The sequence below is a fragment of the Methylobacterium gregans genome, assembly GCF_022179245.1.
In the GTDB taxonomy this organism is placed as follows: Bacteria; Pseudomonadota; Alphaproteobacteria; order Rhizobiales; family Beijerinckiaceae; genus Methylobacterium; species Methylobacterium gregans.
The window spans coordinates 1-15,083 of sequence record NZ_BPQM01000147.1 but is presented as its reverse complement, the minus strand read 5'-3'; the positions used below and the strand labels follow the sequence as shown (position 1 = coordinate 15,083).

Sequence of the window (15,083 nt, the reverse complement as noted above, 5' to 3'; positions counted from 1 at the left end):
GACGCGGAGGACGCGGCCCGGCACTTGCGCGCCCTCCGCGTGCCGGTGCTGGTGCACTTCCTTGAATTCGCTGACCGCGGCGCGCGGGCGCTCGCCGAGACCGCGGGCGCCCGCTACGCGCCGCTGCCGCGAACGGATGCGGGCGCGCTCGCCGCGGCCGTGCGGGGGGCGGCCGCGTGAGCGATCCGGACCGGCCGGACTGGTCGCGGGAGGGGGCCGACTGGCCGCACCGCGCCGCGAGCCGCTTCGTCCCGGCGGGGGGCCTCACCTGGCACCTGCAGGAATTCGGCGCCGCGGACGCCCCCGTCCTGCTGCTCCTGCACGGCACCGGGGCGGCGAGCCACTCGTTCCGGAACCTCGCGCCGCGCCTCGCCGAGACCCACCGGGTGCTGGTGCCGGATCTGCCCGGCCACGGCTTCAGCGACCCGCTGCCGCCGGGGCGCCTCTCCCTGCCGGGCATGGCGGCGGCCGTGGCCGACCTGCTGCGGGTGCTGGGCGCGGAGCCCCGGCGCGTCGCCGGCCACTCGGCGGGGGCAGCGATCCTCGCCCGGATGTGCCTCGACGGCACGATCGCCCCCGACCGGATCGTCGCCCTCAACGGCGCGCTGGCGCCCTTCCCGGGGGCCGCCAGCCTGCTGTTCCCCGCGATGGCGCGGGCGCTGTTCCTCAACCCGTTCACCCCCAGGCTCTTCGCCTGGAGCGCGGACCGGGCCGCGGTCGAGCGCCTGATCGCCGGCACCGGCTCGCGGCTCGACGCGGCCGGGGTGGGATATTACCGGCGCCTGTTCGCCAAGCCCGGCCACGTCCGCGGGGCGCTCGGCATGATGGCGCACTGGGATCTCGCCGCCCTCGACCGCGATCTCGGCCGGCTCGCCGTGCCGCTTCTCCTCGTCGTCGGCGGCAACGACCGGGCGATCCGCCCAGAGGACGCCTTTCGCCTCCGTGACCGCCTGCCGGAGGCCCGCGTCGAGCTGCTGCGCGGCCTCGGCCATCTCGCCCACGAGGAAGACCCGGCGCGCGTCGCCGCGCTGATCGGTGCCGAAGGTCCGCCGCGGGGCGCGGAAGACCCGCCGCGGGGCGGCGCCTGCACCTGAGACCCGAAACGGTCTTGAGGCACCGGGCCCGATATTCGCGGCGGCGGCTCGGCGAATTCCGCGCTTGCACGACATCGTCGCCGCTCGTACTGTCATCTTATGTTGACACTCGTCGACAAGCCGACTTCACAGAGAGCCTCCAACCCGCGGCCGCACGCGGTGGTGATCGGCTCCGGCTTCGGCGGTCTCGCGGCGGCGGTGCGGCTGGGCGCCCGAGGCTACCGGGTCACGGTGCTGGAGCGGCTCGACCAGCCCGGCGGGCGCGCCCGGGTGCACCGGCAGGACGGCTTCACGTTCGACGCCGGCCCCACCATCGTCACCGCGCCCTTCCTGCTGGAGGAACTCTGGCGGCTGGCCGGCAAACGCCTCGCCGACGACGTGGCGCTGGTGCCGATGGACCCGTTCTACCGGATCCGCTTCGACGACGGCACCGATTTCGCCTACACGGGCGACCCCGCCCGGATGCGGGCGGAGGTCGAGCGCCTCTCGCCCGCCGACGTCGCCGGCTACGAGCGCTTCATGGACTTCAGCCGGCAGGTCTGCCGGGTCGGCTTCGAGGAACTCGGCCACGTGCCGTTCGGCCGGGTCCGCGACATGCTGCGGATCGCACCTGACCTCCTGCGCCTCCACGGCCACCGCAGCCTGCACGCGGTCGTGGCCCGCCACATCCGCGACCCGCGCCTGCGCCAGGTCTTCAGCTTCCATCCGCTGCTCATCGGCGGCAACCCGTTCCGGGCGAGCGCGATCTACGGGCTGATCGCCCATCTGGAACGGGCGTGGGGCGTCCATTTCTGCCTCGGCGGCACCGGCCGGCTTGTGGAGGGCTTGGTCGCGCTGATCGCCGGACAGGGCGGGGCGGTGCGCTGCGGGGCCGAGGTCGCCCGGATCACGCTGGCCGGGGGCCGCGCCACCGGCGTGGCGCTCGCGGACGGCAGCGCGATCGCGGCCGACATCGTCGTCTCGAACGCCGATTCCGCCTACACCTACGGCACTCTGCTGGCGGGTCAGGCAAGGCGCTGGAATACGAAAAAGCTCGCCCGCGCCCGCTCCTCGATGGGGCTGTTCGTCTGGTATTTCGGCACGCGCCGCAAATACCCGGGCGTCGACCACCACACGATCCTGCTCGGGCCCCGCTACCGGGACCTGCTGGCCGACATCTTCGACCGCAAGCGGCTCGCCGAGGACATGAGCCTCTACCTGCACCGCCCGACCGCAACCGACCCGCTGCTGGCGCCGCCCGGCCACGACGCCTTCTACGTGCTCGCGCCCGTGCCGAACCTCGCGGGCGGGCAGGACTGGGCCCGCCTCGCCGAGCCCTACCGGCAGCGGATCGCCGCGCGGTTGGAGGCGACCGTGCTGCCGGGCCTCGCCGATTCGATCGTCACCTCGCGGGTGACGACGCCCCAGGATTTCGCCGACGACTTCCTGAGCCTGCGCGGCTCCGGCTTCGGGCTGGAGCCGGTGCTCACCCAATCCGCATGGTTCCGCCCGCACAACCGCTCCGAGGGGGTGGAGAACCTCTTCCTCGTGGGTGCCGGCACGCATCCGGGCGCGGGCCTGCCCGGCGTCCTCTCCTCGGCCCGTGTCCTCGATTCGCTGGTGCCCGATGCAAGCAGCCTCCCACGCCCTGAAGCCGGCGAACCCCGCTGACCGTGCCGCCTGCCGGGCGGCGATCCGGGCCGGCTCGAAGAGCTTCTTCGCGGCCTCGCTGCTGCTCCCGGCCCGGGTGCGGCGCCCGGCCTACGGGCTCTACGCCTTCTGCCGTCTGGCCGACGACGCGGTGGACAGGGCGCGGGACGCGCAGGAACGCCGCGCCGCGGTGGAGCACCTCGCCGCGCGGCTCGCCCGCGCTGGCGCGGGGCGGCCCGTCGACCATCCGGCCGACCGGGCGCTCGCCGAGGTCATGGCCGCGTACGCCATCCCCGAGGCGCTGCCCCGCGCCCTCCTCGAAGGTCTCGCCTGGGACGCGGAAGCGCGCCGCTACGCCGACCTGCCCGAACTCACCGCCTACGCGGCGCGGGTGGCCGGCACGGTCGGCGCGATGATGACCCTGATCATGGGCTCCCGCGAGCCGGATGTGCTCGCCCGCGCCTGCGATCTCGGCGCGGCGATGCAGCTCACCAACATCGCCCGCGACGTCGGCGAGGACGCCCGGGCCGGCCGCCTCTACCTGCCGCTCGCCTGGATGCGGGAGGCCGGGCTCGATCCGGAGGCGTGGCTCGGCGAGCCCGTTCACTCGGGCGCGCTCGCCGGCGTGGTGGCGCGGCTCCTCGCCGAGGCGGACCGCCTCTACATCCGGGCGCGCCCCGGCATCGCGGTGCTGCCGGCCGATTGCCGCCCGGCGATCCGCGCGGCGGCCCTGATCTACGCCGAGATCGGCCGCGCGGTGGCGGCGAACGGGCACGACGCGGTCGGCGCCCGCGCCCGAGTCGGATCCGCGCGCAAGCTCGTCCTGCTCGCCCGCGCTGCAGCGCCGGCGCTCGCCTCCACCCCGGCAGGTCTGGGAGCGCCGGCCCTGCCCGAAACCGCCTTCCTGGTCGCGGCGCTGGCGAGCGCGCCCGCCCCGTCGCGAAAACTCCCGGCCTGGTGGGACCTACGCGGCCGGGCGCTGCACGCGCTCGACCTCATCGAGACCTGGGAGATCCGCGACGCACGGACCCGCGCAGCGCTGCCGTAGGCAGCCCGCACCCGCGCCATCGGTTCTGCGCTCCGGCGGCTCGGGCTGGTGCGGCCTGCCCGAGGATCGGCCTCCTGCTCGGCTCTCCGGCTCGCGAAGACCGCAGGCGGAAAGCGGAATGGCTGCTCTCGGAGCAAGACGGTACGCCAGCAGATGCACCTGTGAGATGCGGCACGACCTCGGCCGGCCCGTCCTCGTGTATCGTCACGTCCGCGCCCGGGTTCCTGACCCGGCTCATGGCACGGGCACGTCCAGTGTCAGAGCATCGATCGAGAGCAGGTAGCCCAGCAGCGCCTCCTGGTCGCCGGCGCTGTAGCCGGCCGCCGCATCGACCCAGTAGGTGTGTCCTTCTCCCGTCACACGTGCCCTGCGCGCCGGGGCGGAGGCACGGTTGGCGGCAACGACCCGCCCGCGCAGGTCCCGGTCCACCAGGGCGCGCAGGCTGTTGCGCGGGTCGGGCGCGAGGCCGCGGGCGAGGGTGCCGGGTACGCCTGGCGGGCCGGCAAGGTCTGGCCCGACCGCGACACCGCCGTCGTGCAGGTAGGGCGCCGACCAGACGAGGCCGACGAGGTTTGGAACCTTGTAGCCCCCCTCGGTCCCGGCATGCGCCCAGCCGAGCTGAACCTGTCTCAGGGCCTCGCCCTTCAGGGGGATCGGCACGATCTTCGGGTCGGCCTGCAGCGGGAACGGCGCGTCGGTCGCGAACATCGCGGGAGCGGCGAGGCGCGCCTCCATCTTGGCCCCGGCGCGGGCCCGGGTCGGCTCGGTGCCGATCTCGCCCACGGGCACGATCCGGTTGTTGGTGAGGGCCGGACCGGAATGGCAGCCGGCACAGCCGGCCCGCTCGAACACCGCGCGTCCGGCCGCGGCTTCCGCCTTCGGGGCGTCCGGCGGACGCAGGAGGTTCTGGAAGGCCGACATGGCGTTGTTGGCGAAGTTCGCCGGCTCCCCGGGTACGGAGGCGAACAACCCGTTGTCGGTCATGTAGTTCGTCGCCGGAAAGCTCGGCAGGACGGCGTAGCGGTTGAGGCCCGGCGAATCCGGTGTCGGGTCGAAGGCGGCCAGGATTGTGCTCGGCGTCCTGCCGCCCTTGGGATCGTAACGCAGGGATGGATTGACGGCCCCCTGGAACAGGATGCCGAGGTAGAGATCCGGATCGAGGCCGAACAGCCAGGGCGCGGCGGCGGCGAGCTGTGTCGTGTCGGAATTGGCCGCATGCACGTTGTTGTTCAGCGACGACAGACCCTTGAAAGGCCCGACAGCCTCGCGTCCGCTCCAGCTGTAGGGCTCGCCGTAGGCCGAGAAGCTCGACGGTATGGAGGTCGGGTTCGTCACCCGGTCGGCGGAGGAATCGAAGCTGCCCGGTGGCCAGCTCGCGACCTCGATCTTGGCCGCAGCCTCGAGCCTGTCACGGTCCGGCAGCACGACGGATCCGCCGCCGGCGGTCGGGACGGTCCGCGACGGATCGCCGGCGAGGGCTGCGAGATCGACGCTGCCGTGCATGAAGTAGGCGGAGGCGTTGGCCGAGAGGGCCAGCAGCAGGCCGGCGTTGAGGTTGGCGTTCGGCGCCCCCTCCACGACCTTGCCGCTGCGCGGATCGACCGCCGCGTGACAGAGGGCGCAGGTGATGCCGAGGCGCAGCCGGCCGCGGTCGTAGAAGGTCTTCAGGCCGACGATCCCCAGGCCGCCCGCCTCGACATCCAGGCCGGTCGAGACGAGGTCGCCCTTGCGCCACTGGCGCTCGCCGATCCGGACGTCCTGGGCGACGCGGACCTGGAGGTTGTCCGTGGCGCGCCCGCCGAGGAGGAGCACGGCGCGGGCGACTTCATAGGGCGTCAGGGCGCCGTCGAGCATCCCCATGACGTCGGTGAGGAAGACCTCGTTGCCGAAGGTCTCGGTGTAGAAGGCCTCCCGCCCGCGCGCGACGACGGCCTCGTCGATGGCGAAGGCGCCGGCCTCGGGCGACAGCGTCCGGCGCCCCGCCTCGGTCGCCCGGAGCGCCTGCGCCTCCTCCGGACCGATGCGGCGTCCGAGAAGATCATAGGCCGTGCGGATCGGGTAACGGTCCGGATTCGCGAGGCTCGCGCGCGCCGGCATCGGCGCGTAGCTGAAACGTCCGAAGCTCGCGACGCCGGCCACCAGGGTGAGGACAACGAAGACGCTGAGGATAAGAAAGCGGGAACGCATGCCGAGGCCGTATCTCCGGCCTGCAGGGGCCGCCGGACAACGGGCGCCGACGGCCACGGTTCGATGACAGATCCGCGAGGCGGCGGCCGTCGTGCATCACCTGATCGATCTGGAACGTCCGACTCGGGCGAGGACAGGAAGCCGGCGCGATGGCGTCGTCAGGTCGGCTGCGGACCATCGACCGGGATGCGAACGCCCGGCCCGGAGCGGCCCGCATCTCCCGGGCTCCGGCCTCAGCCCAGCACCCGCGGCATCCGGAACGGCAGCATGAAGCGCACGAGCGGGTTGGTCAGCCGCGTCAGCGACAGGCTCTCGTGGACCGGGCGCACCGCCTCGCCGCCGAGCCGCGCCGAGAGCAGCGAGCGGGCATAGAACGGCGTGTCCTCGAAGCTGCGCAGCACCTGCGCCTGCCCGTCGTCGCTGCGGGCCGGGCGGGGCATGCGCCAGAACCGCGTCGGGGGGAGCGCGGCGGCGCGCGGCGGCTCGATCGCCCGGCGGCTGCCGTCGCGGGCGAAGCGCAGGGCGAGATCCTGAACGCTCCCGTCGCGGCGGCGCACGTCGTAGAGGATCGCCGCCCCGTCCGAGAGGTCGGCCCGGCACCACGACCAGTCGGTGAAGGCGTCCTCCAGGGGCTCGTCGCCCGCGTTGGTGTCGAAGTAGCCGGTTCCGCGCCAGCTGAGACCCGGCTCGGCGAGGTCGACCGCGACGCGCGACGACGGGGCGATCGGCCACCAGCGGTGGCGTCCGGCGGCGTCGAGCGTGAAGGGCCCGGCGGTAATCCCGTCGGGGTAGAGCCGCACCGTGCCGCGGATCGGGCGCGGGAGCGGCGCGCCCCGCTCGTCGATGCGCACGGTGAGCGCGGTGCCGTCCCAGGCGAGCGCGCTCGGCCCGATGGCGAGATGGGCCACGCCCCGGTCGAGGGCGGGCGCGCGCCGCTCGGTCAGCGCGAAGCGGCCGGGCGCGCCGTACAGCACCACGTTGAGGGCGCAGTGGTCGAGCGGGTTCCGGGTCGGGTCGAGGGCGTAGTAGGTCGAGAAGACCGAGCCGACGAAGGCGATGAGGGTGAGCCCGTGCCGCCCGTCCGCGCTCAGGGCGTCGACGTACCACCAGACATAGCCGCCCCGCGCGACCGGACCGTCGAAGCGGAGCGGTGATCGCTCAGGATCGCCCGCGCCGCGAGCCCCCCCGAGAGCGCCGCCATCGGCACCCCCGGCCCCGGATGCACGCTGCCCCCCGCGAGGTAGAGCCCCGGCAGGGCGGTGCGGGCGCCCGGCCGGCGGAAGGTCGCGGTGGAGCCCCGCGAGGCCCGGCCGTAGAGCGCCCCCTTCGTCCCTGGGAACAGGGCGGCGAACCCCGCCGGCCCGGTCGTGACCGCGGGACTCGCCTCGCTCAGGCTCAGGCCGAAGCGGGCGAGCCGCGTCCGCAGATTCGTCGCGCATCGTTCGATCTCCGGCGGGGTCGGCCGCTCCGGCCCGTCGGCCGGGGCGTTGACGAGGAGGAGCAGGCGCTCGGGGCCTTCGGGTGCCGCACAGGCGTCGTCGCGATCCTGCGCGCAGACGTAGATCGTGGGCGCCTCCGGCAGCCGGCGCTCCCGCAGGATCTGGTCGAACTCGGCCCGGTAGTCGGGGGCGAAGAACACCGTGTGGTGGGCGAGCGGAAAGCCCGTCACCGTGGCCCGCGCGCACACGGTCACCGCCGAGAGCGAGCGCTCCTGGGGCTCCAGGCGCTCGCCCGCGGGCGCCCCCTCGGGCCCGAGGAGCCCTGCGCCTAGCGCCGCCGCGTCGGCGTTGCAGACCACCGCGTCCGCGGCCACGCGCACACCATCGGCGAGGTCCACCCCCACCACGCGTCCGCCGGAGACCACGAGGCGGGCGACCTCGGCATCGTAGCGCAGGTTTGCGCCCCGCTCGGCGGCGAGATCGGCCACCGCGCGGGCGAGCGCGCTCAAGCCCCCCGCCACGGTCCAGACGCCCGCCTGCTCGACATGGGCCACCAGCATCAGCGTGGCGGGCGCCTCGAAGGGCGAGGCGCCGCAATAGGTCGCGTAGCGGGCGAAGAGTTGGCGCAAGCGCGGATCGCGAAAATCCTCGGCCAGCGCCGACCACAGGGTGGCGAAGGGCTGGATCCGCCAGAGCCGCGGCAGGCCCCACGGCCCGATCCGGAGCGCCAAGTCCACGGCGCTCGGCCGGTCGTCGCGGATGAAGGGCCCCTCCAGCGTCTCGTAGACCTCCCGCGAGCGGGCGCAGAAGCGGCGATAGCCCTCCGCCTCGCGGGGGCCCGCGAAGGCCCGGATCGCCTGCGCCGAGGCGTCGATGTCGGCGAAGAGGTCGAGGCGCGAGCCGTCCTCCCAGGCATGCCGTGCGAGCAGCCGCGCCGGGCTGAGCCGCACCCGTGCACCGAGATCGGCGCCGCAATCGCGGAAGAGGTCTTCGAGCACCCAGCGCATGGTGAGGACGGTGGGACCCGCCTCCACACCGAGCCCGCCGACATCGAGACTGCGCATCTTGCCGCCCGGCGCCGGGCCGCGCTCCAGAACGGTCACGTCGAGACCGGCCTGCGCGAGGCGGAGCGCGGCGGCGAGGCCGCCGATCCCGGCGCCGATCACCGCGACGCGCATCGGGGACCGCTCCGCACGCGCCCATTGCCCACAGAGGGGGGCATGGGAAAGCGCCGGGACCGCACCGGACGTACTGTCTGCATCGGCCGGCTCCACTCGGCTCATCCGCGACGCGCCGCAGGAGAACAGACTTGATCCGAGGCCGCAGCAATGTCAATGTAAGTTGACACTTGCTTCGTCATAACAATTGGACAGGGAGTGGCGCCATGGATCCCGGTCGACGGATCGAGACGGCCCTTGAGCTGGCAGTGTCCTCAGCGGAGGCGCCCGGCGCGCCGCCGCTGCTGGCCGAGGCGATCCGCTACGCCGTGTTTCCCGGCGGCCACCGCATCCGGCCGCGTCTCTGCCTCGCGGTGGCCCGGGCCTGCGGCGACGACGATCCGGACGCGGCGGACGCGGCAGCCGCGGCGATCGAGCTGCTGCACTGCGCCTCCCTGGTCCACGACGACCTGCCCTGCTTCGACGACGCGGCCCTGCGCCGCGGCAAGCCCAGCGTGCACGTGGCCTACGGCCCGGCGCTGGCGGTGCTCACCGGCGACGCGCTGATCGTGGCGGCCTTCGAGGCGCTGGCCCGCGGGGCGGCCCGCCGCCCGGCCCGGCTCGCGGGCCTCGTCGGGCTGATCGCCCGGGCGGCGGGCGCGCCCCACGGCATCGTGGCGGGACAGGCCTGGGAATCGGAGGCCCACGTCGCGCTCTCCGACTACCAGCAGGCCAAGACCGGCGCGCTCTTCGCCGCCGCCACGGTGGCGGGCGCGGCCGCCGCGGGCGCCCGGCCGCTGCCCTGGCGGCTGCTGGGCGAGTGCCTGGGCGAGGCCTACCAGGTCGCCGACGACCTGCGCGACGTCGCCTGCCGCCAGGAGGAGATCGGCAAGCCGGCCGGGCGCGACGTGACCCTCGGGCGCCCGAACGCCGCGGCGCTCCTCGGCCTGCCCGGGGCGCTGGCCCGGCTGGAGCGGCTCTCGGCGGAGGCGGTCGCGGTGATCCCGGACTGCCCCGGCGCGGAGGCGCTGCGGGGCGAGATCGAGGCGCAGACGCGGCTGTTCCTGCCCGCATCCCTGCGCGCCGACGCGGCGTGATGGGGGCCGGGGCCGCCCCGGCCTCGCCGCTGCCACCGGGCCGGCTCGCCCGCTGGCTCGAACCCTGGCGCGCGCGCTGGCTCACGCGCTGGTTCACGCCCTGGCTCTCCTGGCGGAACGCCCGCATCGCCAGCCCCGCCTTCCAGCGCTGGGCGGCGGGCTTTCCGCTGACGCGGCGGGTCGCGCGGGCCGAGACCCGCGCCCTGTTCGACCTCTGCGCCGGCTTCGTCTACGCGCAGGTGCTGTTCGCCTGCGTGCAGCTCGACCTGTTCCGGATCCTGGCGGCGGGCCCGCAAGGGGCCGACGGGCTGGCGCGCCGCCTCGCGCTGCCGCCGGAGCGGGCGCTGGTGCTGCTGCGGGCGGCCGCCTCCCTGCGGCTGCTGCGGGCGCTGCCGGACGGGCGCTTCGCGCTGGCCGATCTCGGCGCGGCGCTCCTCGGCAACCCCGGCGTCGCCCGGATGATCGAGCACCACGCCCTGCTCTACGCCGACCTCGCCGACCCGGTGGCGCTGCTGCGGAACCCGGGCGGGCCGACCCGGCTTGCAGGCTACTGGCCCTATGCCGCCGAATCGGCGGGAGCCTCCGAATCGGCGGGACACGCGGCCCTACCATCCGGGACGGCGCTCGAGCCCGAGGCTGTCGCGCCCTACGGCGGGCTGATGGCGGCCTCGCAGGCGCTGATCGCCGAGGACGTGCTGGAGGCCTACCCGTTCCGGCGGCACCGGCGGTTGCTCGATGTCGGGGGCGGGGAGGGGGCCTTTCTGGCGGCGGTGGCGCCCCACGCCCCTGGCCTGCGTCTCGGGCTGTTCGACCTGCCGGCGGTGGCCGCACGCGCGGCGGCGCGGCTGGAGGAGGCGGGGCTCGGCCACCGGGCCGCCTGCCACGGCGGCAGCTTCCACCGCGATCCCCTGCCCCGGGGTGCGGACCTCGTGACGCTCGTGCGCGTGCTGCACGACCACGACGACGGGCCGGCCCTCGCGCTGCTCCGGAGAATCCACGACGCCCTGCCCCCGGGCGGCACCCTGCTGGTGGCCGAGCCGATGGCCGGCACGCGCGGGGCCGAGCCCGTCGGGGACGCCTATTTCGGCCTTTACCTCCTGGCCATGGGCAGCGGCCGGCCTCGCCGGGCCGACGAGATCCAGGCGCTCCTGCGCGCGGCGGGCTTCCGCGCCATCGCCGAACGCAGAACCCGGCGCCCGCTGCTGGTCCGGCTGATCCGGGCACGGCGCGCCTGATCGTCCTTTGTCACGGGACGGAAGATCGCGGCGGTCCGACAGTTCCCGACAGCGCCTGATTGTTAAACCACCTTGACGCGTTATTGTGTCTATATAAGATGACACTATCGTCTCCGGACGGTCGCGGACGTGAAAGATCCAGACCATGGACACCCTCGCCGTCGTTCTCGAACAGCCCGAGCGCCTCGCGCTCAGCCGCCTGGCGCTGACGCCTGCGGGGCCGCTCGACGCGGTGGTGGAGATCGCCTGGAGCGGGATCAGCACCGGCACCGAGCGCCTGCTCTGGTCGGGCCGGATGCCGCCCTTCCCGGGCCTCGGCTACCCGCTGGTGCCGGGCTACGAATCGGTCGGAACGATCGTCACGGCGCCGCGGGAATCCGGCCTCGCGCCGGGTGACAGCGTGTTCGTGCCGGGCGCGCGCTGCTTCGGGCCGGTGCGCGGCCTGTTCGGCGGCGCGGCCTCGCACCTCGTGGTGCCGGCGGCCCGCCTCGTGCCGGTCGATCCGGGGCTGGGGGCGCAGGCCTGCCTGCTCGCGCTCGCCGCCACCGCGCAGCACGCCCTCGGGCCGATCGGGCCGGGCGAGCGTCCCCTCATCGTCGGGCACGGAGTGCTCGGGCGGCTGCTCGCCCGGCTGACCCGGCTCGCGGGCGCCGAGCCCACCGTCTGGGAGACCGATCCCACCCGCATCGCCGGCGCACACGGCTATCCCGTGCTGGCGCCCGAGGACGACCCGCGGACCGACTACGCCCGGATCACCGACGTCAGCGGCGATGCCGCCGGGCTCGACCGGCTGATCGCGCGGCTCGCCCCGGGCGGCGAGATCGTGCTGGCGGGCTTCTACGAGGCGCCGCTCGCCTTCGCCTTCCCGCCGGCCTTCGCCCGCGAGGCCCGCATCCGCGTCGCCGCCGAGTGGCGGCCCGACGACCTCGCGAGCGCGACCGCGCTGGCGACAGCCGGGCGCCTGTCGCTCGACGGGCTGATCACCCACCAGGCCCCGGCGGTGGAGGCGCAAGCCGCCTACCGCACCGCCTTCACCGACCCGGCCTGCCTGAAGATGGTGCTCGACTGGAGGGCTCGCGCATGAACCTGCACCTCAACAGAGCGGCGCTCCGCGCGGAGGCAGCCGTCGAGCCCGATACGCCCCCGGTCGGCGAGGCCCGGCGCGAGACCCAGATCATCGCGATCTACGGCAAGGGCGGCATCGGCAAGTCGTTCACGCTGGCCAACCTCTCCTACATGCTGGCGCGCCAGGGCAAGCGCGTGCTGCTGATCGGCTGCGACCCGAAGAGCGACACCACCTCGCTGCTCTTCGGCGGCCGGGCCTGCCCGACCATCATCGAGACCTCGACGAAGAAGAAGCTCGCGGGCGAGGCGGTCGCGATCGGCGACGTCTGCTTCAAGCGCGACGGCGTCTTCGCGATGGAGCTGGGCGGGCCGGAAGTGGGCCGCGGCTGCGGCGGGCGCGGCATCATCCACGGCTTCGAGCTCTTGGAGAAGCTCGGCTTCCACGACTGGGGCTTCGACTACGTGCTGCTCGATTTTCTCGGCGACGTGGTCTGCGGCGGCTTCGGCCTGCCGATCGCCCGGGACATGTGCCAGAAGGTCATCGTGGTCGGCTCGAACGACCTGCAATCGCTCTACGTCGCCAATAACGTCTGCTCGGCGGTCGAGTATTTCCGCAAGCTCGGCGGCAATGTCGGCGTTGGCGGCCTCGTGATCAACAAAGACGACGGCACCGGCGAGGCGCAGGCCTTCGCGGAGGCCGCCGGCATCCCGGTGCTGGCCGCGATCCCCGCCGACGAGGACATCCGGCGCAAGAGCGCGAACTACCAGATCGTGGCCGAGCCCGAGGGGCGCTGGGGCCCGCTCTTCGCGGAACTTGCGCAGAATGTCGGGGCGGCGCAGCCCCATCGCCCGCGCCCGCTCACGCAGGACGCGCTGCTCGGCCTGTTCTCGGGCGAGACCGTGGGGCGCGACGTGGTGCTGGAGCCGGCCTCGCTGGCCGACATGTGCGGCGTCGAGATCGCCGCCAAGCCCTCCCTCGAAGTCGTCTACGACGAGGGTTAGGGCATGGCCGTCTCCCTCGACATCGCGGACCTGCGGGCGCGGCGGCGGCCCACTGAGGCGCCCCCCGCGCCGGAATCCGCCCCGGCACCGGAGCCCGCCTCAGCGCCGGAGTTGGTCTCCGCAGAGGGATCGGGCTGCCACGGCGGCAAGGCCACGCTCCGGGCGGCCGCCGAGGCGGCCGGCCTCTCCGAGACGCTCGCGACTTACCGCCGGGACTACCCGGCGGGGCCCCACGACCAGCCGCAGAGCATGTGCCCGGCCTTCGGGGCGCTCCGGGTCGGCCTGCGCATGCGCCGCACCGCGACGCTGCTCTCGGGGAGCGCCTGCTGCGTCTACGGGCTAACCTTCACGGCGCATTTCTATGGGGCGCGGCGCAGCGTCGGCTACGTGCCGTTCAACTCCGAGACACTCGTCACCGGCAAGCTGTTCGAGGACATCCGCGAGGCGGTTCACGACGTCGCGGGCGCGGGGGAGCACGACGCGGTCGTGGTGATCAACCTCTGCGTGCCGACCGCATCGGGCGTGCCCCTGCGGCTCCTGCCGAAGGCGATCGACGGGGTGCGGATCATCGGCATCGACGTGCCGGGCTTCGGCGTGCCGACCCACGCGGAGGCCAAGGACGTGCTGGCCGGCGCGATGCTGGCCTATGCCCGCCAGGAGGCCGAGCGGGGACCCGTGGCCGCACCCCGCGGCGGGCGCTCCGCGCGCCCGAGCGTGACGCTTCTCGGCGAGATGTTCCCGGCCGACCCGGTGGTGATCGGGGGCCTGCTCGAACCGCTCGGCCTCGCGGCCGGGCCCGTGGTGCCGACGCGCGAGTGGCGCGAACTCTACGCCGCGCTCGACGGCGCGGCGGTCGCGGCGATCCACCCGTTCTACGCCGCGAGCATCCGCGAGTTCGAGGCGGCCGGGCGGCCGGTGGTCGGCTCCGCGCCCGTCGGCCACGACGGGACCGCGGACTGGCTGGAGGGCATCGGCAAGGCCTGCGACGTGGCGCCGGAGGTGGTCGCCGCGGCCAAGGCCCGCCTGCTGCCGCCGATCCGCGCCGCGATCGCCGCGAACCCGATCCGCGGCCGGATCACGCTGTCGGGCTACGAGGGCTCGGAACTCCTCGTCGCGCGCCTCCTCGTCGAGAGCGGCGCGGAGGTTCCTTACGTCGGCACCGCCTGCCCGCGCACGCCCTGGTCCGAGCCCGACCGGGCCTGGCTTGAGGCGCGCGGCGTCGCGGTGCGCTTCCGGGCCTCGCTGGAGGACGATCTGGCCGCGCTCGCGGCGTTCCGGCCCGACCTCGCGATCGGCACCACGCCGGTCGTGCAGCGGGCCAAGGAGGGCGGCACGCCGGCCCTCTACTTCACCAACCTGATCTCGGCCCGGCCCCTGATGGGCGCGGCGGGCGCGGGCTCGCTCGCCCATGTCGTCAACGCGGCGATGGGCAACCGCGACCGCTTCGCGGCGATGCGCGGCTTCTTCGAGGGCGTCGGCACCGGCCACGCGGCGGGGATCTGGCAGGAGCGGCCGCAGGCCAAGGCCGCCGTGAAGGTGGCGCGCGCGGCCGAGCGCCCGATCGGGGAGATGGCCTGATGCTCGTCCTCGATCACGACCGGGCCGGGGGCTACTGGGGCGCCGTCTACGTCTTCGCGGCCGTGAAGGGCCTGCAGGTCGTCATCGACGGTCCCGTCGGCTGCGAGAACCTGCCGGTCACCGCGGTGCTGCACTACACCGACGGCCTGCCGCCCCACGAGCTACCGATCGTGGTGACGGGTCTCGCCGAGGAGGAACTCGGCCGCCACGGCACGGAAGGCGCGATGAAGCGAGCGCATGCGACGCTCGATCCGACGCAGCCTAGCGTCGTCGTCACCGGCTCGATCGCCGAGATGATCGGCGGCGGCGTCACCCCCGAGGGCACCGGGCTGCAGCGCTTCCTGCCCCGCACCATCGACGAGGACCAGTGGCAGGCCGCCGACCGGGCGATGTCCTGGCTCTGGCAGGAATACGGGGCCAAGCGCTACGCCAAGAAGGGCATCCCGAAGCCGCCCGAGCGGAAAGTCGGCGAGCGGCCCCGGGTCAACATCGTCGGCCCGGCCTACGGCACCTTCAACATGCCGAGCGATCTGGCCGAGATCCGCCGGCTCG

The 15,083-nt window shown here is 74.3% G+C and carries 12 protein-coding genes and 1 pseudogene; 10 read left to right on the top strand and 3 right to left on the bottom strand.

The genetic code is table 11. The features are described from left to right. The 4 genes from MFF54_RS24580 to MFF54_RS24565 all read left to right on the top strand — a co-directional run. Positions 1-180, top strand: a 180-nt coding sequence (locus tag MFF54_RS24580; RefSeq protein WP_373321214.1) for a hypothetical protein, incomplete at its 5' end; no start/stop codon positions are given. Beyond that, on the top strand, positions 177-1,094 hold the full coding sequence (gene bchO, locus MFF54_RS24575; RefSeq protein ID WP_238306826.1) for an alpha/beta fold hydrolase BchO: 918 nt from the start codon (positions 177-179) through the stop codon (positions 1,092-1,094). The genes MFF54_RS24580 and bchO, both read left to right, overlap by 4 nt. Before the next feature lie 99 nt (positions 1,095-1,193). Then, entirely contained in the window at positions 1,194-2,744 is a 1,551-nt protein-coding gene (locus MFF54_RS24570) for a phytoene desaturase (protein WP_238306825.1), read from the top strand. After that, positions 2,701-3,771, top strand: coding sequence for a phytoene/squalene synthase family protein (locus tag MFF54_RS24565; RefSeq protein WP_238306824.1), 1,071 nt, complete (start codon positions 2,701-2,703; stop codon positions 3,769-3,771). Before MFF54_RS24570 ends, MFF54_RS24565 begins: the two co-directional genes overlap by 44 nt. Positions 3,772-4,005: 234 nt before the next feature. Here MFF54_RS24565 and MFF54_RS24560 read toward each other — a convergent pair whose 3' ends face one another. From MFF54_RS24560 to crtD, 3 genes are all read right to left on the bottom strand, one after another. After that, positions 4,006-5,958 carry a cytochrome C oxidase Cbb3 gene (locus MFF54_RS24560; RefSeq protein ID WP_238306823.1) on the bottom strand — a complete coding sequence of 651 codons (1,953 nt, stop codon included), beginning with the start codon at positions 5,956-5,958 and terminating at the stop codon, positions 4,006-4,008. Positions 5,959-6,191: 233 nt separating this feature from the next. Further along, positions 6,192-7,049, bottom strand: a complete 858-nt coding sequence (locus tag MFF54_RS24555) for a carotenoid 1,2-hydratase family protein (RefSeq protein ID WP_238306827.1) — start codon at positions 7,047-7,049, stop codon at positions 6,192-6,194. Next, entirely contained in the window at positions 7,046-8,575 is a 1,530-nt protein-coding gene (gene crtD, locus MFF54_RS24550; protein WP_238306822.1) for a 1-hydroxycarotenoid 3,4-desaturase CrtD, read from the bottom strand. Before crtD ends, MFF54_RS24555 begins: the two co-directional genes overlap by 4 nt. A gap of 206 nt (positions 8,576-8,781) precedes the next feature. Here crtD and MFF54_RS24545 point away from each other — a divergent pair, with 206 nt between their 5' ends. The 6 genes and pseudogenes from MFF54_RS24545 to MFF54_RS24520 form a co-directional block, all read left to right on the top strand. Then, positions 8,782-9,651, top strand: a complete 870-nt coding sequence (locus MFF54_RS24545) for a polyprenyl synthetase family protein (RefSeq protein WP_238306821.1) — start codon at positions 8,782-8,784, stop codon at positions 9,649-9,651. After that, positions 9,651-10,886 (top strand): methyltransferase, encoded by a 1,236-nt coding sequence (locus MFF54_RS24540; protein ID WP_238306820.1) that lies wholly within the window; start codon positions 9,651-9,653, stop codon positions 10,884-10,886. The genes MFF54_RS24545 and MFF54_RS24540 overlap by 1 nt, the downstream gene beginning before the upstream one ends. A 145-nt stretch (positions 10,887-11,031) precedes the next feature. Continuing rightward, positions 11,032-11,970 carry a chlorophyll synthesis pathway protein BchC gene (gene bchC, locus MFF54_RS24535; RefSeq protein WP_238306819.1) on the top strand — a complete coding sequence of 313 codons (939 nt, stop codon included), beginning with the start codon at positions 11,032-11,034 and terminating at the stop codon, positions 11,968-11,970. Continuing rightward, entirely contained in the window at positions 11,967-12,953 is a 987-nt protein-coding gene (locus MFF54_RS24530; RefSeq protein WP_238306818.1) for a chlorophyllide a reductase iron protein subunit X, read from the top strand. Before bchC ends, MFF54_RS24530 begins: the two co-directional genes overlap by 4 nt. A 3-nt stretch (positions 12,954-12,956) precedes the next feature. After that, entirely contained in the window at positions 12,957-14,531 is a 1,575-nt protein-coding gene (bchY, locus tag MFF54_RS24525) for a chlorophyllide a reductase subunit Y (RefSeq protein ID WP_238306817.1), read from the top strand. Next, positions 14,531-15,083 (top strand): annotated as a pseudogene (locus MFF54_RS24520) (chlorophyllide a reductase subunit Z); the annotation flags it as partial. The gene bchY and the pseudogene MFF54_RS24520, both read left to right, overlap by 1 nt.